The 18,576-nt window shown below is 60.8% G+C and carries 19 protein-coding genes; 6 read left to right on the plus strand and 13 right to left on the minus strand.

Annotated features, from left to right (window positions below; translation table 11 throughout):
• Window positions 1-26: 26 nt before the first annotated feature.
• From mrdA to C9422_RS20020, 5 genes are all read right to left on the minus strand, one after another.
• Window positions 27-1,922 (minus strand): penicillin-binding protein 2, encoded by a 1,896-nt coding sequence (gene mrdA, locus C9422_RS20000; RefSeq protein WP_007975894.1) that lies wholly within the window; start codon window positions 1,920-1,922, stop codon window positions 27-29.
• Window positions 1,923-1,934: 12 nt separating this feature from the next.
• Window positions 1,935-2,402 (minus strand): 23S rRNA (pseudouridine(1915)-N(3))-methyltransferase RlmH, encoded by a 468-nt coding sequence (rlmH, locus tag C9422_RS20005; protein ID WP_007937439.1) that lies wholly within the window; start codon window positions 2,400-2,402, stop codon window positions 1,935-1,937.
• Window positions 2,403-2,411: 9 nt separating this feature from the next.
• The gene (rsfS, locus tag C9422_RS20010; RefSeq protein ID WP_007975896.1) at window positions 2,412-2,906 is read right to left on the minus strand and encodes a ribosome silencing factor; all 495 of its coding nucleotides are present in this window, start codon (window positions 2,904-2,906) and stop codon (window positions 2,412-2,414) included.
• Window positions 2,907-2,979: 73 nt separating this feature from the next.
• The gene (gene nadD, locus C9422_RS20015; protein WP_165824803.1) at window positions 2,980-3,624 is read right to left on the minus strand and encodes a nicotinate-nucleotide adenylyltransferase; all 645 of its coding nucleotides are present in this window, start codon (window positions 3,622-3,624) and stop codon (window positions 2,980-2,982) included.
• A gap of 46 nt (window positions 3,625-3,670) precedes the next feature.
• Window positions 3,671-4,942 (minus strand): glutamate-5-semialdehyde dehydrogenase, encoded by a 1,272-nt coding sequence (locus C9422_RS20020; protein ID WP_116581876.1) that lies wholly within the window; start codon window positions 4,940-4,942, stop codon window positions 3,671-3,673.
• Window positions 4,943-5,119: 177 nt separating this feature from the next.
• Between C9422_RS20020 and C9422_RS20025 the strand changes: the two genes are divergently transcribed.
• Together C9422_RS20025 and C9422_RS20035 are read left to right on the plus strand one after the other, a co-directional pair.
• Window positions 5,120-5,830: a DNA-3-methyladenine glycosylase gene (locus tag C9422_RS20025; RefSeq protein ID WP_177323534.1), complete on the plus strand. Its 711-nt coding sequence runs from the start codon at window positions 5,120-5,122 to the stop codon at window positions 5,828-5,830.
• A gap of 191 nt (window positions 5,831-6,021) precedes the next feature.
• Window positions 6,022-7,338, plus strand: coding sequence for a bifunctional DedA family/phosphatase PAP2 family protein (locus C9422_RS20035; protein ID WP_007975904.1), 1,317 nt, complete (start codon window positions 6,022-6,024; stop codon window positions 7,336-7,338).
• 189 nt (window positions 7,339-7,527) lie between these two features.
• Here the strand turns inward: C9422_RS20035 and C9422_RS20040 are convergent, their stop codons facing one another.
• The 4 genes from C9422_RS20040 to C9422_RS20055 all read right to left on the minus strand — a co-directional run bounded on the left by C9422_RS20040 (window position 7,528) and on the right by C9422_RS20055 (window position 9,790).
• Window positions 7,528-7,893, minus strand: a complete 366-nt coding sequence (locus tag C9422_RS20040; protein WP_116581877.1) for a hypothetical protein — start codon at window positions 7,891-7,893, stop codon at window positions 7,528-7,530.
• 220 nt (window positions 7,894-8,113) lie between these two features.
• The gene (locus tag C9422_RS20045) at window positions 8,114-8,704 is read right to left on the minus strand and encodes an LON peptidase substrate-binding domain-containing protein (RefSeq protein WP_007998442.1); all 591 of its coding nucleotides are present in this window, start codon (window positions 8,702-8,704) and stop codon (window positions 8,114-8,116) included.
• Between the two features lie 10 nt (window positions 8,705-8,714).
• The gene (locus tag C9422_RS20050; RefSeq protein ID WP_007975911.1) at window positions 8,715-9,431 is read right to left on the minus strand and encodes an LrgB family protein; all 717 of its coding nucleotides are present in this window, start codon (window positions 9,429-9,431) and stop codon (window positions 8,715-8,717) included.
• On the minus strand, window positions 9,428-9,790 hold the full coding sequence (locus C9422_RS20055; protein ID WP_116581878.1) for a CidA/LrgA family protein: 363 nt from the start codon (window positions 9,788-9,790) through the stop codon (window positions 9,428-9,430). The genes C9422_RS20050 and C9422_RS20055 overlap by 4 nt, the downstream gene beginning before the upstream one ends.
• A 194-nt stretch (window positions 9,791-9,984) precedes the next feature.
• Between C9422_RS20055 and C9422_RS20060 the strand changes: the two genes are divergently transcribed.
• From C9422_RS20060 to C9422_RS20070, 3 genes are all read left to right on the plus strand, one after another.
• Window positions 9,985-10,440: a MaoC family dehydratase gene (locus C9422_RS20060; protein WP_008001099.1), complete on the plus strand. Its 456-nt coding sequence runs from the start codon at window positions 9,985-9,987 to the stop codon at window positions 10,438-10,440.
• A gap of 114 nt (window positions 10,441-10,554) precedes the next feature.
• Window positions 10,555-12,273 carry a C13 family peptidase gene (locus tag C9422_RS20065; protein ID WP_116581879.1) on the plus strand — a complete coding sequence of 573 codons (1,719 nt, stop codon included), beginning with the start codon at window positions 10,555-10,557 and terminating at the stop codon, window positions 12,271-12,273.
• A gap of 27 nt (window positions 12,274-12,300) precedes the next feature.
• Window positions 12,301-12,942, plus strand: a complete 642-nt coding sequence (locus C9422_RS20070) for an oxidoreductase (protein ID WP_007979721.1) — start codon at window positions 12,301-12,303, stop codon at window positions 12,940-12,942.
• A gap of 157 nt (window positions 12,943-13,099) precedes the next feature.
• Here the strand turns inward: C9422_RS20070 and C9422_RS20080 are convergent, their stop codons facing one another.
• From C9422_RS20080 to C9422_RS20095, 4 genes are all read right to left on the minus strand, one after another.
• Entirely contained in the window at window positions 13,100-13,396 is a 297-nt protein-coding gene (locus C9422_RS20080; protein ID WP_116581880.1) for a YceK/YidQ family lipoprotein, read from the minus strand.
• On the minus strand, window positions 13,389-14,021 hold the full coding sequence (gene ubiX, locus C9422_RS20085; protein ID WP_116581881.1) for a flavin prenyltransferase UbiX: 633 nt from the start codon (window positions 14,019-14,021) through the stop codon (window positions 13,389-13,391). Before ubiX ends, C9422_RS20080 begins: the two co-directional genes overlap by 8 nt.
• On the minus strand, window positions 14,018-15,367 hold the full coding sequence (gene mpl, locus C9422_RS20090) for a UDP-N-acetylmuramate:L-alanyl-gamma-D-glutamyl-meso-diaminopimelate ligase (RefSeq protein ID WP_116581882.1): 1,350 nt from the start codon (window positions 15,365-15,367) through the stop codon (window positions 14,018-14,020). The genes ubiX and mpl overlap by 4 nt, the downstream gene beginning before the upstream one ends.
• A 187-nt stretch (window positions 15,368-15,554) precedes the next feature.
• Window positions 15,555-17,471 (minus strand): sigma-54-dependent Fis family transcriptional regulator, encoded by a 1,917-nt coding sequence (locus C9422_RS20095; RefSeq protein ID WP_116581883.1) that lies wholly within the window; start codon window positions 17,469-17,471, stop codon window positions 15,555-15,557.
• 402 nt (window positions 17,472-17,873) lie between these two features.
• Between C9422_RS20095 and C9422_RS20100 the strand changes: the two genes are divergently transcribed.
• On the plus strand, window positions 17,874-18,576 hold a 703-nt coding region (locus tag C9422_RS20100), incomplete at its 3' end, for an aldehyde dehydrogenase family protein (RefSeq protein ID WP_116581884.1).

The following is an 18,576-nucleotide window of genomic DNA, read 5'->3' on the forward strand; positions in this document are numbered from 1 at the left end:
CCTCACTGGAGAGCATGCGATCAAAATTATTCATCACGGGCCGTGGCCTCCGCGCTAGTAGGGCTGGCGTATTCGGCTTTGAGACGGCCGTCCTGGTCCAGCAGCCAGGCGTCCATCACCTGACGCACCACGGGCGCTGCGACGCCGGAGCCGGACTCACCGTTCTCGACCATCACCGACACCACGATTTGCGGGTCGTCCGCCGGCGCGAAGCCAACGAACAAGGCGTGGTCTCGATGGCGCTCCTGAACCTTGGAGCGGTCGTATTTCTCGCCCTGCTTGATCGCGACCACCTGGGCCGTACCACTCTTGCCGGCAATCCGGTATTGCGCACCGATCGAAGCCTTGCGCGCCGTACCGCGGGCGCCGTGCATGACCTGCTGCATGCCGTGGTTGACCTTGGTCCAGTCGGAAGGATCGCGCAGGATGATGTCCGGCATCGGGTTCTCATCCACCGGCTTCTCGCCTTCGATGGTCTTGGCCAGGTGCGGACGGTTCCAGATGCCTTTGTTGGCGACCAGCGCCGTGGCCTGGGCCAATTGCAGCGGGGTCGACTGCATGTAGCCCTGGCCGATCCCGAGGATCAGCGTTTCCCCCGGGAACCACGCCTGGCGGCGGGTCGCACGCTTCCATTCGCGGGTCGGCATCAGGCCTGGCGATTCCTCGAACATGTCCAGAGAGACCTTCTGGCCGATGCCGAACTTGCTCAGGTACGACGACAACCGATCGATTCCCAGCTTGTGGGCCAGGTCGTAGAAGTAGGTGTCGTTGGAACGCATGATCGCCGTGTCGAGATCGACAAAGCCGTCGCCCGTACGGTTCCAGTTACGGTACTTGTGGTCGTAGTTGGGCAACATGTAGTAACCGGGGTCGAACACACGGGTCGACGCCGTCACCACGCCGGAGTCCAGGCCGGCAATCGCCACCGCAGGCTTGATGGTCGAGCCCGGCGGGTACAGACCGCGCAGTACGCGGTTGAACAGCGGCCGGTCGATGGAATCGCGCAGCTCGGAATAGGCCTTGGAGCTGATGCCGGTGACGAACAGGTTCGGATCGAAACTCGGCTGGCTGACCATTGCCAGCACCTCGCCGGTTTTCGGGTTCAGGGCCACCACCGCACCACGACGACCGCCGAGCGCGGCTTCGGCGGCTTCCTGCAATTTGATGTCCAGGCTCAGGACGATGTCCTTGCCGGAAACCGGTTCGGTACGCTTGAGCACCCGCAATACGCGGCCCCGGGCATTGGTCTCGACTTCCTCGTAACCCACCTGACCGTGCAGTTCCGGCTCGTAGAAACGCTCGATGCCGGTTTTGCCGATCTGATGGGTGCCGCTGTAGCTGACCGGGTCCAGCGTCTTGAGCTCTTTCTCGTTGATCCGCCCCATGTAACCCACCGAGTGCGCAAAGTGCGCGCCCTGGGGATAGTGGCGAACCAATTGCGCGACCACTTCTACCCCGGGCAGGCGGAACTGGTTCACTGCGATTCGCGCGATCTGCTCTTCAGTCAGCTCGAACAGGATCGGCACCGGCTCGAACGGCCGACGTCCCTGGCGCATGCGTTTCTCGAAGACCACCCGGTCCTCGGGCGTCAGTTCCAGCACTTCGACGATCACGTCGAGCACCTGCTGCCAGTCGCCGGATCGCTCGCGGGTCATGCTCAGGCTGAAGCTGGGCCGGTTATCGGCGATCACCACGCCATTGCGGTCGAAAATCAAGCCACGGGTCGGCGGAATCGGCTGCACATGGACGCGGTTGTTTTCCGACAGGGTCGAGTGATACTCGTACTGGATCACCTGCAGGAAATACAGGCGCGCAATCAGCACGCCGATCAGCGCCACCACTGCAATGGCCCCGAACACGACGCGGCCACGCACCAGACGGGCGTCTTTTTCGTGGTCCTTGATGCGGATCGGCTGGGTCATGGGAGCGCAGAACTACTTGTGGTAAGGGTGACCGGACAGCACGGTCCAGGCACGGTACAACTGTTCGCCGATCAGAATCCGCACCAGCGGGTGCGGCAAGGTCAGCGGCGACAACGACCAGCGCTGGTCCGCCCGGGCACAGACTTCCGGCGCCAGCCCTTCGGGGCCGCCAACCATGAAGTTGACGGTGCGCGAATCCAGCCGCCAACGATCGAGTTCGACCGCCAGCTGCTCGGTGCTCCAGGGTTTGCCATGGACTTCGAGGGTGACAACGCGCTCGTTCGGCCCGACCTTGGCCAGCATGGCTTCGCCTTCCTGACGGATGAAACGGGCCACGTCGGCGTTCTTGCCACGGGTATTGAGCGGTATTTCCACCAGTTCCAGCGCCAGCTCGGATGGAAGACGCTTGGCATATTCATGCCAGCCTTCTTCCACCCACTTGGGCATGCGTGAACCGACGGCGATCAGTCGCAGTCGCACAGCGGTCCCTTATTCCTGGTCTTTATTGAGCTTGTTGAAGTGCTCGTGACCAACTTCAGGGCTGTGGTGCTTGCCATCGGCCGCACGGCTCTGCTCGGCACCTTTCCACAGGCGTTCCAGGTCGTAGAACTGACGGGCGTTGGAGGTCATCATGTGAACGATCACGTCGTCCATGTCCAGCAGCACCCAGTCGCTGTCGCCCTTGCCTTCTTCACCCAGCGGCTTGATGCCCAGGGCTTTGACGGCCTCGCGAACCTTGTCCAGCATCGCGCCGATCTGGCGGTTGGAGGTACCGGTGGCGATGATCATGTAGTCAGTGATGCTCTGCTTGTCGCGAACATCAATCACCAGCACGTCCTGGGCCTTGACGTCTTCCAGGGCGGCTACGGCGATCTTGACCAGCTCGTCGCCTTTAGGCGGCTCGGCGGCGAGGACCTTTTCCGGCAGCGGGGCGCTCTTGAATGTGCCTTTGCGTTTTACTTTGCTTTCGTTGTTGCTCGTCATATAAAACTCGTTTTGCTCGTTTGTTCGGGCGCTTCAATACACGTTGTTGCCACGTGCCTTGAGGCACTCCTATTCAGTTCGACGCACGGTAGAGCCCGTGCGCATCGATGTAGGCCAGGACCGCGTCGGGCACCAGGTAACGTACCGACTTACCGCTGGCCAGCAGTTGACGGATCTGGGTGGCGGATACCGCGAGCGGTGTCTGCCAGACGAATGCAATCTGTCCGCTCGGCCCTTTGAGGGCCAGCGGGTCGCTCACCGAGCGCGCTGCCAGCAGGTTGCGCAAGGCATCCGGCGGTTCGCTGTCGGCATCCGGGCGTTGCAACACCAGGATATGGCAATGCTGGAGCAACTCTTCCCAGCGGTGCCAAGTGGGCAGGCCGCAAAAAGCGTCCCAGCCCAAAAGCAGAAAAACCTGGTCGGATACGGCCAGTTCGGCGCGCATCAGTTCCAGGGTATCAATGGTGTAGGACGGTTTGTCCCGCTGCAATTCGCGGGCGTCCACCACCAACGGCGCCACACCGGCCACCGCGCACTCGACCATCGCCAGACGGTCTTTTGCCGACACCTGCGGCTTGTCCCGATGGGGCGGCCTGGCACTGGGTGTCAGGCGCAGCTCATCGAGTGCCAGGGTTTCGGCGACTTCCAGTGCACCGCGCAAATGGCCGATGTGCACCGGGTCGAACGTTCCGCCCAGCACGCCAATGCGGCGAGGCACTGGCTCGCTGACGGTGACCGGGGCTGACGGGTCGAAGTCGCCCAAGTCAGACCGACTCCTGTCCGCGCAGCTGCCCGTCGCCAACCACGATGTACTTCTCGCAGGTCAGCCCTTCGAGGCCCACCGGGCCACGGGCGTGCAGCTTATCAGTAGAAATGCCGATCTCGGCACCCAATCCGTATTCGAAGCCATCGGCGAAGCATGTGGGGGTGTTGATCATCACCGACGACGAGTCGACTTCAGCCACGAAACGCCGGGTGTCGCCCTGGTGTTCGCTGACAATCGAATCGGTATGGTGAGAGCCGTAACGGTTGATGTGCTCGATGGCCTGCTCCAGGCCGTCGACCACGCGAATCGACAGAATCGGCGCCAGGTACTCGGTACTCCAGTCTTCCTCGGTGGCCGGCACGGCATCGATGATCGCCCGGGTGCGCTCGCAACCGCGCAGCTCGACGCCTTTTTCGCGGAACTGGGCGGCCATCGCCGGCAGGAAATCCTTGGCGACGGTTTGATCCACCAGCAGCGTTTCCATGGCACCGCAGATGCCATAACGGTAAGTCTTGGCGTTAAACGCGATGCGCTGGGCCTTGGCCAGGTCGGCGTGTTCACTCACGTAAACGTGGCAGATGCCGTCCAGGTGCTTGATCACTGGTACGCGGGCGTCACGGCTGACGCGTTCGATCAGGCCACGGCCGCCGCGGGGCACGATGACATCGACGTATTCAGGCATGGTGATCAGCGCGCCGACGGCAGCACGATCCGTGGTTTCGACCACTTGCACCACAGCGGCGGGCAGATCGGCCTCGGCCAGGCCGCGTTGGATGCAGGCGGCGATGGCACGATTGGAATGAATGGCCTCGGAACCGCCACGCAGGATGGTCGCGTTGCCGGACTTCAGGCACAGGCTGGCGGCATCGATGGTCACGTTCGGCCGCGACTCGTAGATGATTCCGATCACGCCCAGTGGCACGCGCATCTTGCCGACCTGAATACCGGACGGACGGAAACTCATGTCGCGGATCGCGCCGACCGGGTCCGGCAGGGCCGCCACCTGGCGCAGGCCGACGATCATGCCGTCGATACGCGCCGGGGTCAGTGCCAGACGTTCAAGGAGGGCCGCCTCCAGACCATTGGCGCGACCGGCGGCCAGATCCAGCTCATTGGCCGCCGTCAGCTCGGCGCGGGCAGCGTCCAGCGCATTGGCGGCGGCCTGCAGGGCGCGGTTTTTCTGCGCGGTGCTGGCACGGCCGATCACGCGGGAAGCTTCGCGGGCAGCGCGACCCAAGCGGGTCATGTAGTCAAGAACGGACTCAGTCATGGTCTGGCGTGGTCTTTGATAAGGTCTTGGTAAAGAGTAAAGCGGCAGATTATAGCTGTCGCGTCCCGGGACTAACAGCGGTGACGGGCGGATGGTCGAAATGGAGGGGTATTTGCCGACGTTCAGCCGGGATTAAGCTGCAAATTGTTATCATCACGACTCATTCAGCCCTGACAAATGCCGGCCATCATGTCCAATCTGACTGTTCGAGCGTCCGCCATGAGCCTGCCCGCGGGCCTCCCGGACGCGTTTTTCGACCGTGACGCACAAATTCTGGCCCGGGACTTACTGGGCAAAGTCATTCGCCATCGAGTGGGCGACCTGTGGCTCAGCGCCCGGATCATCGAGACCGAAGCCTATTACTGCGCGGAAAAAGGCAGCCACGCGTCCCTCGGCTACACAGAAAAGCGTAAGGCTTTGTTTCTGGATGGCGGCCACATCTATATGTATTACGCCCGGGGTGGCGATTCTCTCAATTTCAGCGCCCAAGGGCCCGGCAACGCCGTGCTGATCAAGTCCGCCTATCCGTGGGTCGATGAACTGAGCGGGCCGGCCAGCCTGGCACAGATGCTGTTGAACAATCCCGATGCCCAGGGCCACCCTCGCCCATCGCAAAAGCTCTGCGCCGGGCAAACCTTGCTCTGCAAGGCGCTGGGCCTGAAAGTGCCGGTGTGGGACGCCAAACGCTTCGACCATGAAGTGCTGCTGGTAGAGCACGTCGGCCAGACGCCCGCCCATATCATCCAGACCACGCGTTTGGGCATCCCCCACGGACGCGATGAACACCTGATGTACCGTTTCGTCGACGGAGCCTACGCGGCTTACTGCACGCGCAACCCGCTGCGTCGGGGGCAAGTCGAAGGTCGCGATTATTTTGTGCTGTCCTGACTTACCCGAACTTGAAGTAAAAGTGAGTTTCTGTGGGAGCGGGCTTGCCCGCGAAGGCGGAGTGTCAGGCGACATCAATATCGACTGAATGGGCCTATTCGCGGGCAAGCCCGCTCCCACAGGGTTCGGCGCCGTTACGAAAATTTGCGTTTGCCCACCAAGGGCCAATTGAATTCAATGGAGTGGTTTATATGGGCCAATGGCTCGATAGCGTGACCGGTTGGTTGACGGTCAACCCGCAATGGCTGGCGGCAGCAATATTTCTGGTGGCCTTTGTGGAATGCCTGGCAATTGCCGGCCTGATCGTCCCCGGCACGGTTTTACTGTTCACCGTCGCCGTACTGGCCGGCAGCGGAGCGTTGCCACTGAGTGAAACCTTGCTGCTGGGCTTTCTCGCCGGCGTGTTAGGCGATGTCGTTTCGTACTTCCTTGGACGGCACTTTCATCAGAATATCCGGCGCCTGCCCGGTTTGCGCCATCACCCGGAGTGGATTGCCGGGGCAGAGGCCTATTTCCAGCGCTATGGCATCGCCAGCCTGCTGGTCGGGCGTTTTATCGGGCCATTACGGCCGATGTTACCCATGGTTGCTGGCATGTGTGACATGCCCTTCCCACGCTTCATCGCCGTCAGCCTGTTGGCCGGTGCGGGGTGGTCGGTGGCTTATCTGATGCCCGGCTGGGCCACGGGCGCAGCAATCCGCTTGCCATTGCCCGAAGGCTTCTGGTTCCAGGCCGGGGTTGTTGTCGGCAGCATTGCTCTGATGATCGGCTTGAGCGCGACCAGCAGCCTGCGCCGGCATCGTCGCGCGACGCTGTTCATTACCGGGATGAGTCTTTTGATTCTGGCGGGGTTGTTTATCGGATATTCGCACCTGTCCGCACTCGATCAAGGCGTGATGACGCTGGTGCAGGAGCATCGTAAACCGTTGCTGGATGAAGTGGCGGTGGTCTTCACGCTGATCGGCGAATTCCGCAACATGTTGTTGTTCAGTGCGCTGCTGACCGGTTTGCTGTTGCTGACGCGTCAATGGCGGCACGCGATTTTCGCGGGCAGCACACTGCTCTTCACGGCACTGGCCAATACCGCGACCAAGTACTTTTTCGCCCGCTTGCGCCCCGAAGTGTTGAGCGACCCGCTCACCAGCTACAGCATGCCCAGCGGCCACGCGTCAGGGTCTTTCGCGCTGTTCCTCACCCTCGCCGTTCTGGCCGGCCGCGGGCAACCGCCCCGGATGCGCCTGACCTGGTTATTGGTGGGATGCCTGCCAGCGACGGCTATTGCGCTGTCGCGGGTATACCTCGGTGCGCATTGGCCGACAGATGTATTGGCTGGCGCAATGCTGGCGGCGTGTGTCTGTGCGGCCAGCCTGTGGCTGATCCAGCGCAAGGAACCGCTCAACGCCTTGCCGCCCAAGGTCTGGTGGCTGGTGCTCCCAGCCTTGGTAGCATTGTTCGGGTTCTTCGTGTTGCGGCATTTGCCGCATACGATGTTGCGATATGCGTACTAGATAAAGCAAAAGATCCCAGCCCTCAGTCGCACCTGTATGAGCATTCACTCTGTAGAAGCGACCAAAGGCTGCGATCTTTTCAATAATGCCAGGCAAACAACTTCTGGGCGGACAACCCTATCACAGCAGTGATATCAGGAAGCGCACCGACATCAAGTAACAGCCCAACCTGACAGATTACATTGAGTCTTAGCCGCCGATCGGGAAACTTGGCAAGTTCTCGCCATCAACAGCACGATACGTCATTAAACCCACTTCGATTTGCTTTGCAATTTTGCCAGCAAGGGCAATATTGTTTTCAAGTTTCCAACGAATCTCAGTAAACTTGACCATTGCCTCCCCGGCATAATCATCCCAGAGCCGCTGCTCAAAACTATCGCGTGCAACATTCGAAGGCGAACGTCGCGCCAGGATCAGCGCAGTCGCCACACTCACCGCCGAATCCGCCGCAAACTCAACTTCGCCACCCGGTGTACTTCCGTTAATATACCGCAACATGGACCGAGTAAAGCAAAAACCCCACAACGCACGCTCATCGTCAGTTAAATCTTTCATCAAATATTCCCTTATATATGCAATACCTGCCTCATGCAGGCGAAGCAAATATAACCACCTCAACTTTATCAATCAACACAAAACCCATCCATAACTTATTATAAGTCAATACAAAGACCCACAAAACAAACCGACCACCGCAAAAGCAACCGACCAAAAAATTCAAGAACAAACCAAATAACAGCACTCAACCGAACAACCGCCGACTTTCCATGATTAATCAGGCAAACAACTCACCCTGCAACTCATCCAACAATGCCTGAATCGCATCCAATCGTTGTTGCGGATCATCAAGTTGCAACAGGTCAATCTTGTCCAGTTCGGCGAAAGGCAACAGGTACGCCAACTGATTGGCCAGTGACTGTTGCCCGGTCGCTTCCGTGCCCATGTTCAAGGCTTCGACCATCGGGTGCTCCGCCAGGGCCTTGAGCAACGCCACCAGGTCGGCATCCTCATCCTGCAGCGGTTGCTCCGGCTCGTCTTCCAGCCACTCGACCTCGGCGACGGTCAACTGATCCCGCTGCACTTCGGTACGCAAAACGTGAAAGCGCCGACCACCCTGGACCCGAATCCCCAGCAGGCCGTTGTCCTGCTGTTTGAAATCGGTGATCAGCGCCTCACAGCCCACCAACGCGTAGCCGGCCGGGGCGATTCCGACTTCCTCACCATCGAGGATGCACACCACGCCGAACCCGCCACCCTGCTTCATGCAGCGGCCGATCATGTCCAGATAGCGCGCTTCGAAGATTTGCAAGTCGAGGATGCAACCTGGGAACAGCACTGTGTTCAACGGAAAAAGCGGCAGACTCATAAACATTTCCTTACACGACCATCGACACCGCCAGCGGCAGGAAAACCGCCGTGGCCACACCCATCAGGCTCATCGCCAGCGCCGCGAAGGCGCCGCACTCTTCACTTTCCTGCAGTGCCACCGACGTACCGACCGCGTGGGCCGTCATGCCCAGTGCCATACCCCTGGCTTCCGGGCTGTGCACACCGAGGCGAGTCAACAGGGCCGGGCCGAAAATCGCCCCGATCACCCCGGTAATCAGGACGAACACCGCTGCCAGCGCCGCGACCCCACCGATCTGTTCGGCCACCAGCATCGCAATCGGCGACGTCACCGACTTCGGTGCCATGGTCATCAGGATCATGTGCTCGGCACCGAACCACCAGCCCAACAACACGCCCATACCCGTGGCCACCACCCCGCCTATCACCAGCGTAGTAAATATCGGCCAGAACAACTGCCGAATCCGTCGCAGGTTCAGATAAAGCGGTACCGCCAGCGCAACAGTGGCCGGACCGAGCAGGATGCTCAGGATCTCGGTGCTCTTGCGGTACTCGGCGTAAGTCAGGCCGCAACCCACCAGCACACCGATCACCAGCAACATGGAGACCAGCACCGGCTGCAAAAAGATCCAGCGGGTTTTCTCGAATGCCGCAAGGACGAGTTGATAGGCGCCGAGGGTGATACCGATGCCGAATAATGGATGGTGAATCACCGAGGCCCAGGCGCCGTGCCAGTCGAAGATCATGGGTTGTCCTCGGAGTGCGCGTGAGGCTTGACCATGCGCTGCATCAGCACCCCGGCGAAGGCCATCGAAAGCAACAGCGACAACACCAGCGCACCGACGATGGCCCAGAAGTCCGCCGCGATGTCAGCGGCATACACCATCACGCCCACGGCCGGCGGCACCAGCAGCAGAGGCAGGTAGCGCAGCAGACTGCCGGCCGCCAGGTTCAGTGGCTCGCCGACCTGTCCGCGGCAGATGAGGTACACCAGCAACAGCAGCAACCCCACAATCGGCCCCGGCAGCACAGGCAGAAACAAATGATTGATCGCCGTGCCGAGCAATTGGAAAAGCACCAGCCACGTCAGGCCCCGTAACAACATCAAAGATCTCCCGCAAAATCCGTCACCCGCATTGGCTTGGCATTATAAGCATGCTCGCGCTATAGACCGGCATTCGCCAAAAGCATGGCCAGTTGACCGCGACGTTCAGCCATGTTGATCTAAAGTGGTAAGCCGGGAGGTCAAATCCCCCCCAACTCAAAACTATAAAACCGATGAACCCAAGGAGAGTCTCAATGCCCTATGTTCCAGTTGCAGAGCTCAAAGATTATGTCGGCAAGGAACTTGGACGTTCCGAATGGCTCACCATCGATCAGGACCGCATCAACCTGTTCGCCGAAGCCACAGGGGATTTTCAGTTCATCCACGTCGACCCGGTCAAGGCCGCGCAAACGCCTTTTGGCAGTACTATCGCTCACGGCTTTCTGTCGTTGTCGCTGATTCCGAAGTTGATGGAAGACATCCTCGTCATGCCCGAAGGCTTGAAGATGGTGGTCAACTACGGCCTCGACAGCGTGCGCTTCATCCAGCCGGTCAAGGTCAATTCACGGGTGCGGCTGAAGGTCGACCTGACCGAAGTCATCGAGAAGAAACCCGGCCAATGGCTGCTCAAGGCCACTACCACCCTGGAAATCGAAGGTTCGGACAAACCGGCGTATATCGCCGAACCCCTGTCCCTGTGCTTCGTGTAAACCTTCCGGGATGCGAAGCAGCTCCTGCTGTTTCGCGCCCTCTTGCGGTACCTCGCCCTATATAAGGACACATGGCTGCGGCATACTCCTTCGCCTAATTGCCTGGAATCCGCTATGCGCCCACTTGCACTCCTTGCCCTGACCCTGATGCTCACCGCTTGCGGCGACGGCGAATCTCCTTTGCCCCCCGACGCACGCCTGCCGGACGGCGGACGCTATCGCGGTGACCTGGTCAATGGCTTGCTGCAAGGCAAGGGTCGCATCGACTACCCGAACGGCAGCTGGTACGCCGGCGAATTCGACAAAGGCCAGTGGCAGGGCCAGGGTGAATGGCACGGCAGCAATGGCGAAGTCTATCGCGGGCAGTTCAATCAGGGACTGTTCGACGGCCAGGGAGCACTGACCACCAACGCCAACAGCTACAGTGGCGGCTTCAAGGCTGGCCGCCGCGACGGCGAAGGCACGCTCAAAGAAAACGGCATGAGTTACCGCGGTGAATTCAAGGCCGATCAATACGCTGGGCTGGGTCGCCTCGAACTCGAAGACGGCAGTTCCTATCAGGGCCAATTCGCCCACGGCAAACCCAACGGCGAGGGCCAGCGCGGTGACGGCAACGGCAATCAGTTCACCGGGCACTTTGTCGACGGCCAACTGGAAGGCAACGGCACGTTCAACAGCGCCGATGGCGACATCTATGTCGGTAGCTTCAAGAACAATCAACTGCACGGCAAAGGCCGCTACGAAAACGCCGACGGCGATGTGTGGCTGGGTCAGTTCAAGGAAGGCTCGCTGAACGGCAAGGGCGAGCTGATCGGCACTGACGGCAGCCACTACATCGGCCACTTCAACGACTGGCGCTTTTCCGGCCAGGGCCGGCTGAACCTCGCAGACGGCAGCTTTTATACCGGCCAGTTCGACAACGACAGTTACCAAGGGCGTGGCACGCTGGTGCTGACCGACGGCACCGTGCTCAGCGGCACCTGGATCAATGGCCAGCGTGTGCGCGACGCCGAGGGCAAACTGTTGCCTGACACACTCGAGCTCGGCCTGCTGGCACAGGGGCACTTGCTAGACGCTGCGCTGGCCAACATTCCGCCCTCCACCCCGGCAGTGGAGCTGTATTCGTTGACCCTGGGCGGCGATGGCAAGCAAAGCGTGTTTCTGCGCGAATCCGACTACGTCGCCAATATGCTCTCCACCCGCTTCGGCGCCTTCGGCCAGATCCGCCTGGTGAACCATCGTGACCACCTCGCCGACCGCCCGATGGCTACCCGGGAGAACCTGCGTCGCGCGGCCCTGGCGCTGGCCGAACGCAGCGGTCCGGAAGACCTGATTTTCATCTACCTGACCAGCCATGGCACCAGCGAACACGAACTGGTACTGGACCAGCCGCGCATGGAACTGGCCGATCTGCCAGCCGACGAATTGGCCGCTGTTCTCGCCCCGCTGAAAAACCGCGACAAGGTCATCGTGATTTCGTCCTGCTACTCCGGCGGTTTCATCCCCGCTCTCAAGGATGAACGGACCCTGATCATGACGGCCTCGCGGGCTGACCGCGTCTCCTTCGGCTGCTCGGAGGAGGCCAACTTCACCTACTTCGGCGATGCCCTGTTCGTCCAGGCCCTGAACCAGACCGATGATCTGGAACAAGCCTTCAAACGGGCCAAGGCCACTGTCGCCGAGCGTGAGCTGGCGGACGGCTTCGAAGCATCCGAACCACAGATCTGGGCACCGAAAACCGTCCTTTCGCACTGGCAACTATTGCGCAAACAACAGGCACGAAAAGCGTTGCAAAGTGCATCCATGCAAAGCAAGGATGCAAACAGCAACTAAGCTGAACAGTATCAAGGGAGAAACACTATGTACTTGACGCCTCAGCATGTGCTGCTCGCCGGAGCCACCGGTTTGACGGGTGAACACCTGCTCGATCGCTTGCTCAGCGAGCCAACGATTACTCGGGTCTTGGCCCCCTCGCGCCGGCCACTGGCCAAACACCCGCACCTGGAAAACCCGGTCGGCGACCCGACGGCGTTCCTGCCACAACTGAACGGGCGGGTCGATATCGCCTATTGCTGCCTGGGCACCACGATCAAGCAAGCCGGCTCGGAGCAGGCGTTTCGCGCAGTGGACCTGGACATGGTGGTGGCATTCGCCAAGCGCGCACGGGAGATGGGCGCACGGCACCTGATCGTGATCAGTGCCCTGGGAGCCGATCGCCGATCCTCGATTTTCTACAACCGGGTCAAAGGCGAGATGGAGTACGCGTTGCGCGCGCAAGACTGGCCGCAGCTGACTATTTGCCGCCCTTCGCTGTTGCTGGGTGATCGCATTGAGCCGCGCCTGGCCGAGAAAGTCGCCGGCCCCTTGTCACGCCTGATCCCCGGTAAATACCACGGCATCGAAGCCTGCCAACTCGCCCGCGCCATGTGGCGTCTTGCGCTCGAAGAACAGGATGGCGTGCGGATTGTCGAGTCGGATGAGTTGCGCAAACTCGGCAAATAATCCGCGGACCTGTGGCGAGGGGGCTTGCCCCCGTTCGACTGCGTAGCAGTCGTAAATAGGGAACTCGCGGTGTATCAGAAAAATGGAGATCGCCGGTTTTCGGGCTGCTCCGCAGCCCAACGGGGGCAAGCCCCCTCGCCACAAAAACGCGCTACACCTACAACCCACCCGTTGCCTGAAAACTCACCCCGATCACCGTCAACACCGACAACGGCAACAGCAGTGTGTCGAGCAACGCACTGGCCGGCAGATCAACACCCGGATAGCTCGGCGCTTGCGCGCCGAAGCGGTCCATCGCGCAACAACCGCCATTCATCGCATACAAATCCAACCGCGTCCCGGCGTACACCACCGGCGCCCCCGGCTTGGCCGCATCGAGGGTGCGCACCGTGGCGCATCCGGCCAATTGCAGCGCCAGCACCATCACCATCACCATCACCAGCAGCTTATTCATCGCTGGTCAGATGATGCTCGCCCCAACGCGGCAGCATGTCCTGAGGAATATTCAGCAGGTTAAGGATCCGTGCCACGACGAAATCGATCAGGTCGTCGATGGTTTGGGGCTGATGATAAAAGCCCGGTGATGCCGGCAGGATTGTCACGCCCATGTTCGACAACTTGAGCATGTGCTCCAGGTGAATGCTCGAATACGGCGCCTCGCGAGGCACGATAATCAGCTGGCGACGCTCTTTGAGCGTCACATCGGCAGCACGCTCGATCAGGTTGTTGCAGGCACCGGTAGCGATGGCCGACAAGGTGCCAGTGGAGCACGGCACCACCACCATCGCCGCTGGCGCGCCGGAGCCCGAGGCCACCGGCGACATCCAGTCTTCCCTGCCGTACACACGAATCTGCCCGGCGACGGCCCCAGTGTATTCAGTGAGAAACGCCTGCATCATCTGCGGTTTGGAGGGCAGCGTGACGTCAGTTTCGGTCGCCATCACCAACTGCGCGGCCCTGGAAATCAGGAAGTGCACTTCACGATCTTCCCGCACCAGGCAGTCGAGCAGGCGTAAACCGTATTGGGCGCCTGAAGCGCCGGTCATCGCCAGGGTGATGCGGTCCGGGCCGTTGTTCATTTGAGTGCCTCGGCCAACTTGCCGTGAAGGCCGCCGAAGCCGCCGTTGCTCATGATAACCACGTGAGTGCCGGGTTGGGCCTGGCTCTTCACACGATCGATGATGCCCTCAAGGGAATCGCTGACAATCGACGGCACAGTGCACAGTGCCGCGGTGCCCGCCAGGTCCCAGCCGAGGTTGGCGGGTGCGTACCAGATCACCTGATCGGCATCGACCACGCTTTCCGGCAATCCGTCACGGTGCGCGCCAAGCTTCATGGAGTTGGAGCGTGGCTCGATGATCGCGATCAACGGTGCATCGGCGATGCGCTTGCGCAGGCCGTCCAGCGTGGTGGCGATGGCGGTCGGGTGGTGAGCGAAGTCATCATAGATGGTGATGCCACGGACTTCCGCGACTTTCTCCATGCGGCGTTTCACGCTCTTGAAGGCGCTCAACGCGGCGATGCCCATGGATGGCACCACACCGACGTGGCGTGCAGCGGCCAAAGTGGCCAATGCATTGGCGACGTTGTGCTGGCCAGTCATGTCCCATTCGACCACACCCTGGGTGACGCCTTCGAACATCACTTCGAACTTCGAACCATCTTCACTGAGCAGTTTGACCTGCCACTGACCGCCGGCACCGGTAGTCTGCACTGGGGTCCAGCAACCCATCTCGATGACTCGCTGCAACGCCGGCTCAGTGGTCGGATGAATCACCAGGCCTTCGCTCGGGATGGTCCGCACCAGGTGATGGAACTGCCGTTCGATGGCCGGCAGGTCCGGGAAGATGTCCGCGTGATCGAACTCAAGGTTGTTCAGGATTGCCGTGCGCGGACGGTAATGTACGAACTTGGAGCGCTTGTCGAAGAACGCACTGTCGTACTCGTCGGCTTCGATGACGAAGAAGGGGGTATCACCCAGGCGCGCGGACACCGAGAAGTTTTGCGGTACGCCGCCGATCAGGAAGCCCGGGGCCATGCCTGCATGCTCCAGCACCCAGGCCAGCATGCTGCTGGTGGTGGTCTTGCCGTGCGTACCGGCAACGGCCAGCACCCAACGACCTTGCAGCACGTGATCCGCCAGCCATTGCGGGCCGGACACATAAGGCAGGCCTTTGTTCAGCACATACTCCACGGCTGGGTTGCCCCGCGACATGGCGTTGCCGATCACCACCAGATCGGGGGCCGGATCAAGTTGCGCCGGGTCATAGCCTTGTGTCAACTCGATGCCCTGGGCTTGCAGTTGAGTACTCATCGGCGGATAGACGTTGGCATCGGAGCCGGTCACGTGATGGCCCAGCTCTTTGGCCAGAACCGCCATTGACCCCATGAAAGTGCCGCAGATACCAAGAATATGAATGTGCATAGTCGACCTCGTAAAACTTGGTCGCAGGTTAGCTTAGGGAGGGGAAAATCGCACCTGATGTTTCAGATCTGAAGACGCCTTCGCGAGCAAGCCCGCTCCCACATTTTGCTCGGAGGTGTTCACACAGTTGTGTTCACTATAGAACCAAGGTGGGAGCGGGCTTGCTCGCGAATGGCCGCGACCCGGTTTACCGGGCAATACCGTGTTTACGCAGCTTGCGATACAGGGTATTGCGACTGACCCCAAGCTGCTCCGCCGTATGCGTCATATGCCAGCGCGTCTGCTCCAGCGCACTGAGTAACGCCAGCCGCTCGGCATCCTCCAGCGGATGCTCCGATGGTTCTTCGAGAGCCTGAGCCACCGCCGGCCTGGCCGAACGAATCATGGCCGGCAAATCTTCCAGACCGATCCGTCCGTCCTCACACAGGGCTGCCAGCGTACGCAACACATTTCGCAACTGGCGCACGTTGCCTGGCCAGGCAAATCCCAATAAAGCCTCGCGTGCCGGCCCGTCAATCACCACCGATTCTCCGCCCGCCTCTTCGGCCAGTAAAAAATCGAGCAACTGCGATTTGTCACTGCGATCACGCAAAGCCGGCAGCGCGACTTCCAGCCCGTTGAGGCGGTAATACAAATCCTCGCGGAAACTGCCGTCCTGCACGCGATCCAGCAAATTACGGTGGGTGGCACTGATGATCCGCACGTTAACCGCTTCCGGCTCGCCACCGATCGGCACCACCTGCCGGTCCTCAAGCACCCTGAGCAATCGCGTCTGCAGGGCCAGTGGCATGTCACCGATTTCATCAAGGAACAAGGTGCCGCCGTCGGCCTGTTGCAACTTGCCACGCATGCCTTCCTTGCGTGCGCCGGTGAAGCTGCCGCCACGGTAACCGAACAGCTCGCTTTCGATCAGGCTCTCGGGAATGGCCGCGCAATTGAGGGCGACGAAGGCTTTTTCCGCCCGCTGGCTGGCGTGGTGCACCGCTTTGGCGAAGGCCTCCTTGCCGGACCCGGTTTCGCCGTTGATCAGCAGCGGCACGTCGCGCTCGTACACGCGCAAGGCTTTGCGAAAGTCCGCCTGCAAGGTCACATCATCCAGGCAAATACCGGACAGGCGCGGTGCCGGTGCAGCCTTGGGAGCAGGCTCCATCGGAATCGGCAGTGACCGCCGCGCCTCGCCGCGCAATACCGCGAACAACCTGCGACCATCACGGGTACGCAATGGCCAACTGGCCGCGGCATTGATACTCGCCCGCCCCAGCAACTCATCGAGCGAGCAATCGAAAAACGCCTCCACCGGTTTACCCAGCAAGCCGCCGCGGATGTGTCCCAGCAGGTTCAGCGCACTCTGATTGACTGCACAGATACGCCCTTCTCCGTCGAACGCCAGCAGCCCTTCGCTGAACAAACCGACGGATTCGGCCTGCAAGTGAAAACGCAGCAGCCATTGGTTGTCGAAGCAGCGCAGGAAGTAGCAGCTCTCGATCATCTTCGCCGACAGATTGACCAGCGCCATGGTGTGGAACTGACTTTGCCGCGACACATCGCGCCGCGCCGACGACACGTCGAGCACCGCCAGCAATTCGCCATGGGGATCGAAGACCGGGCTCGCCGAGCAGGTCAGGCCGGTGTGGCGGCCACGAAAGTGTTCGTCCTGATGGATGGTCAGCGACTGACGTTCCACCAGGCAGGTGCCGATGCCGTTTGTGCCTTCGCAGGCCTCGCTCCAGTCGGCGCCGAGCCAGAGCCCGGCACGCTCGAAAATCTGTCGTTCGGCAGGCGCGGTGACGCAATTGAGGATCACTCCGCGAGCGTCGGTCAGCAGCACTGCATGGCCGGCACCGGAGAGTTGCTGGTGCAGGCTGGTCATTTCATTGCCAGCGATGTGCAGCACTTGCTGCAAGCGTTCGCGACTTTCGAGGACACGACCGTGTTCCAGCACCGGCGGTGCGATGCTCAGGGCCGGGTCGAGGTGATAGTCCTCAAGGCAGCGCAGCCAGGAGCGGGCGATGGACGGATCACTGCCAGGGCCATGCAGGGGAGCCTTGCCCTGAGTGACGGTCAGGACCTGCTGGGCATGGCGACTCAAATGGTTGTCGGGCATTTCTTATTGTTCTCCCCCCGAAAGGTTTACACGCTCCCTGTAGGAGCTGCCACAGGCTGCGAGCTTTTGACTTTGATTTTTTCAAGATCAAAAGATCGCAGCCTGCGGCAGCTCCTACAGGGGTGATGCAGCGTCAGTCCTTGTGATTGCCCGAGCATCCTCCAGCCGAGCCTGCATTGCAATGCCTGCAAGACCGCTCGGTCACAGGCTGCGCCAGAAACGGTACAAAGTGTCACGCCAGCTGTACCGAAAGCGTCACAGGCGCACTCCATCCGTCCGACAAAAAATGCGCAAGGCCTTGATTTGCCTGAGCTGCAACGCACTGGCCCGCCCCTTGCTCTACGCTTATAGCAAGCGCACATGCGCGACTCCCTATAAGCACAAAAGCAAGGAGAGACCACCATGCGTTACGCTCACCCCGGTACTGAAGGCGCTATCGTTTCGTTCAAAGCCAAATACGGTAACTACATCGGCGGCGAGTTCGTCGCGCCTGTCAAAGGTCAGTACTTCACCAATACCTCGCCAGTGAATGGCCAACCGATTGCCGAATTCCCCCGCTCCACGGCCGAAGACATCGACAAGGCCCTGGACGCTGCCCACGCAGCCGCCGATGCCTGGGGCGCCACGTCCGCCCAGGCGCGCTCGTTGGTGCTGCTGAAAATCGCCGACCGCATCGAACAGAACCTGGAACTGCTGGCAATCACCGAATCCTGGGACAACGGCAAAGCCGTGCGCGAAACCCTCAACGCCGACATCCCGCTGGCCGCCGACCATTTCCGCTACTTCGCCGGCTGCATCCGAGCCCAGGAAGGCAGCGCTGCCGAAATCGACGGCAACACCGTGGCCTATCACATCCATGAACCCCTCGGCGTGGTCGGCCAGATCATCCCGTGGAACTTCCCGATCCTGATGGCCGCCTGGAAACTCGCTCCAGCCCTGGCTGCCGGCAACTGCGTGGTGCTCAAACCCGCCGAGCAAACCCCGCTGGGCATCACCGTGCTGGTCGAACTGATCGGCGACCTGCTGCCACCGGGCGTGCTGAACATCGTGCAAGGCTTCGGCAAAGAAGCCGGCGAAGCCCTGGCCACCAGCAAACGCATCGCCA

It is taken from the genome of Pseudomonas sp. B1(2018) (assembly GCF_003097365.1).
Classification (GTDB): domain Bacteria; phylum Pseudomonadota; class Gammaproteobacteria; order Pseudomonadales; family Pseudomonadaceae; genus Aquipseudomonas; species Aquipseudomonas laurylsulfatiphila.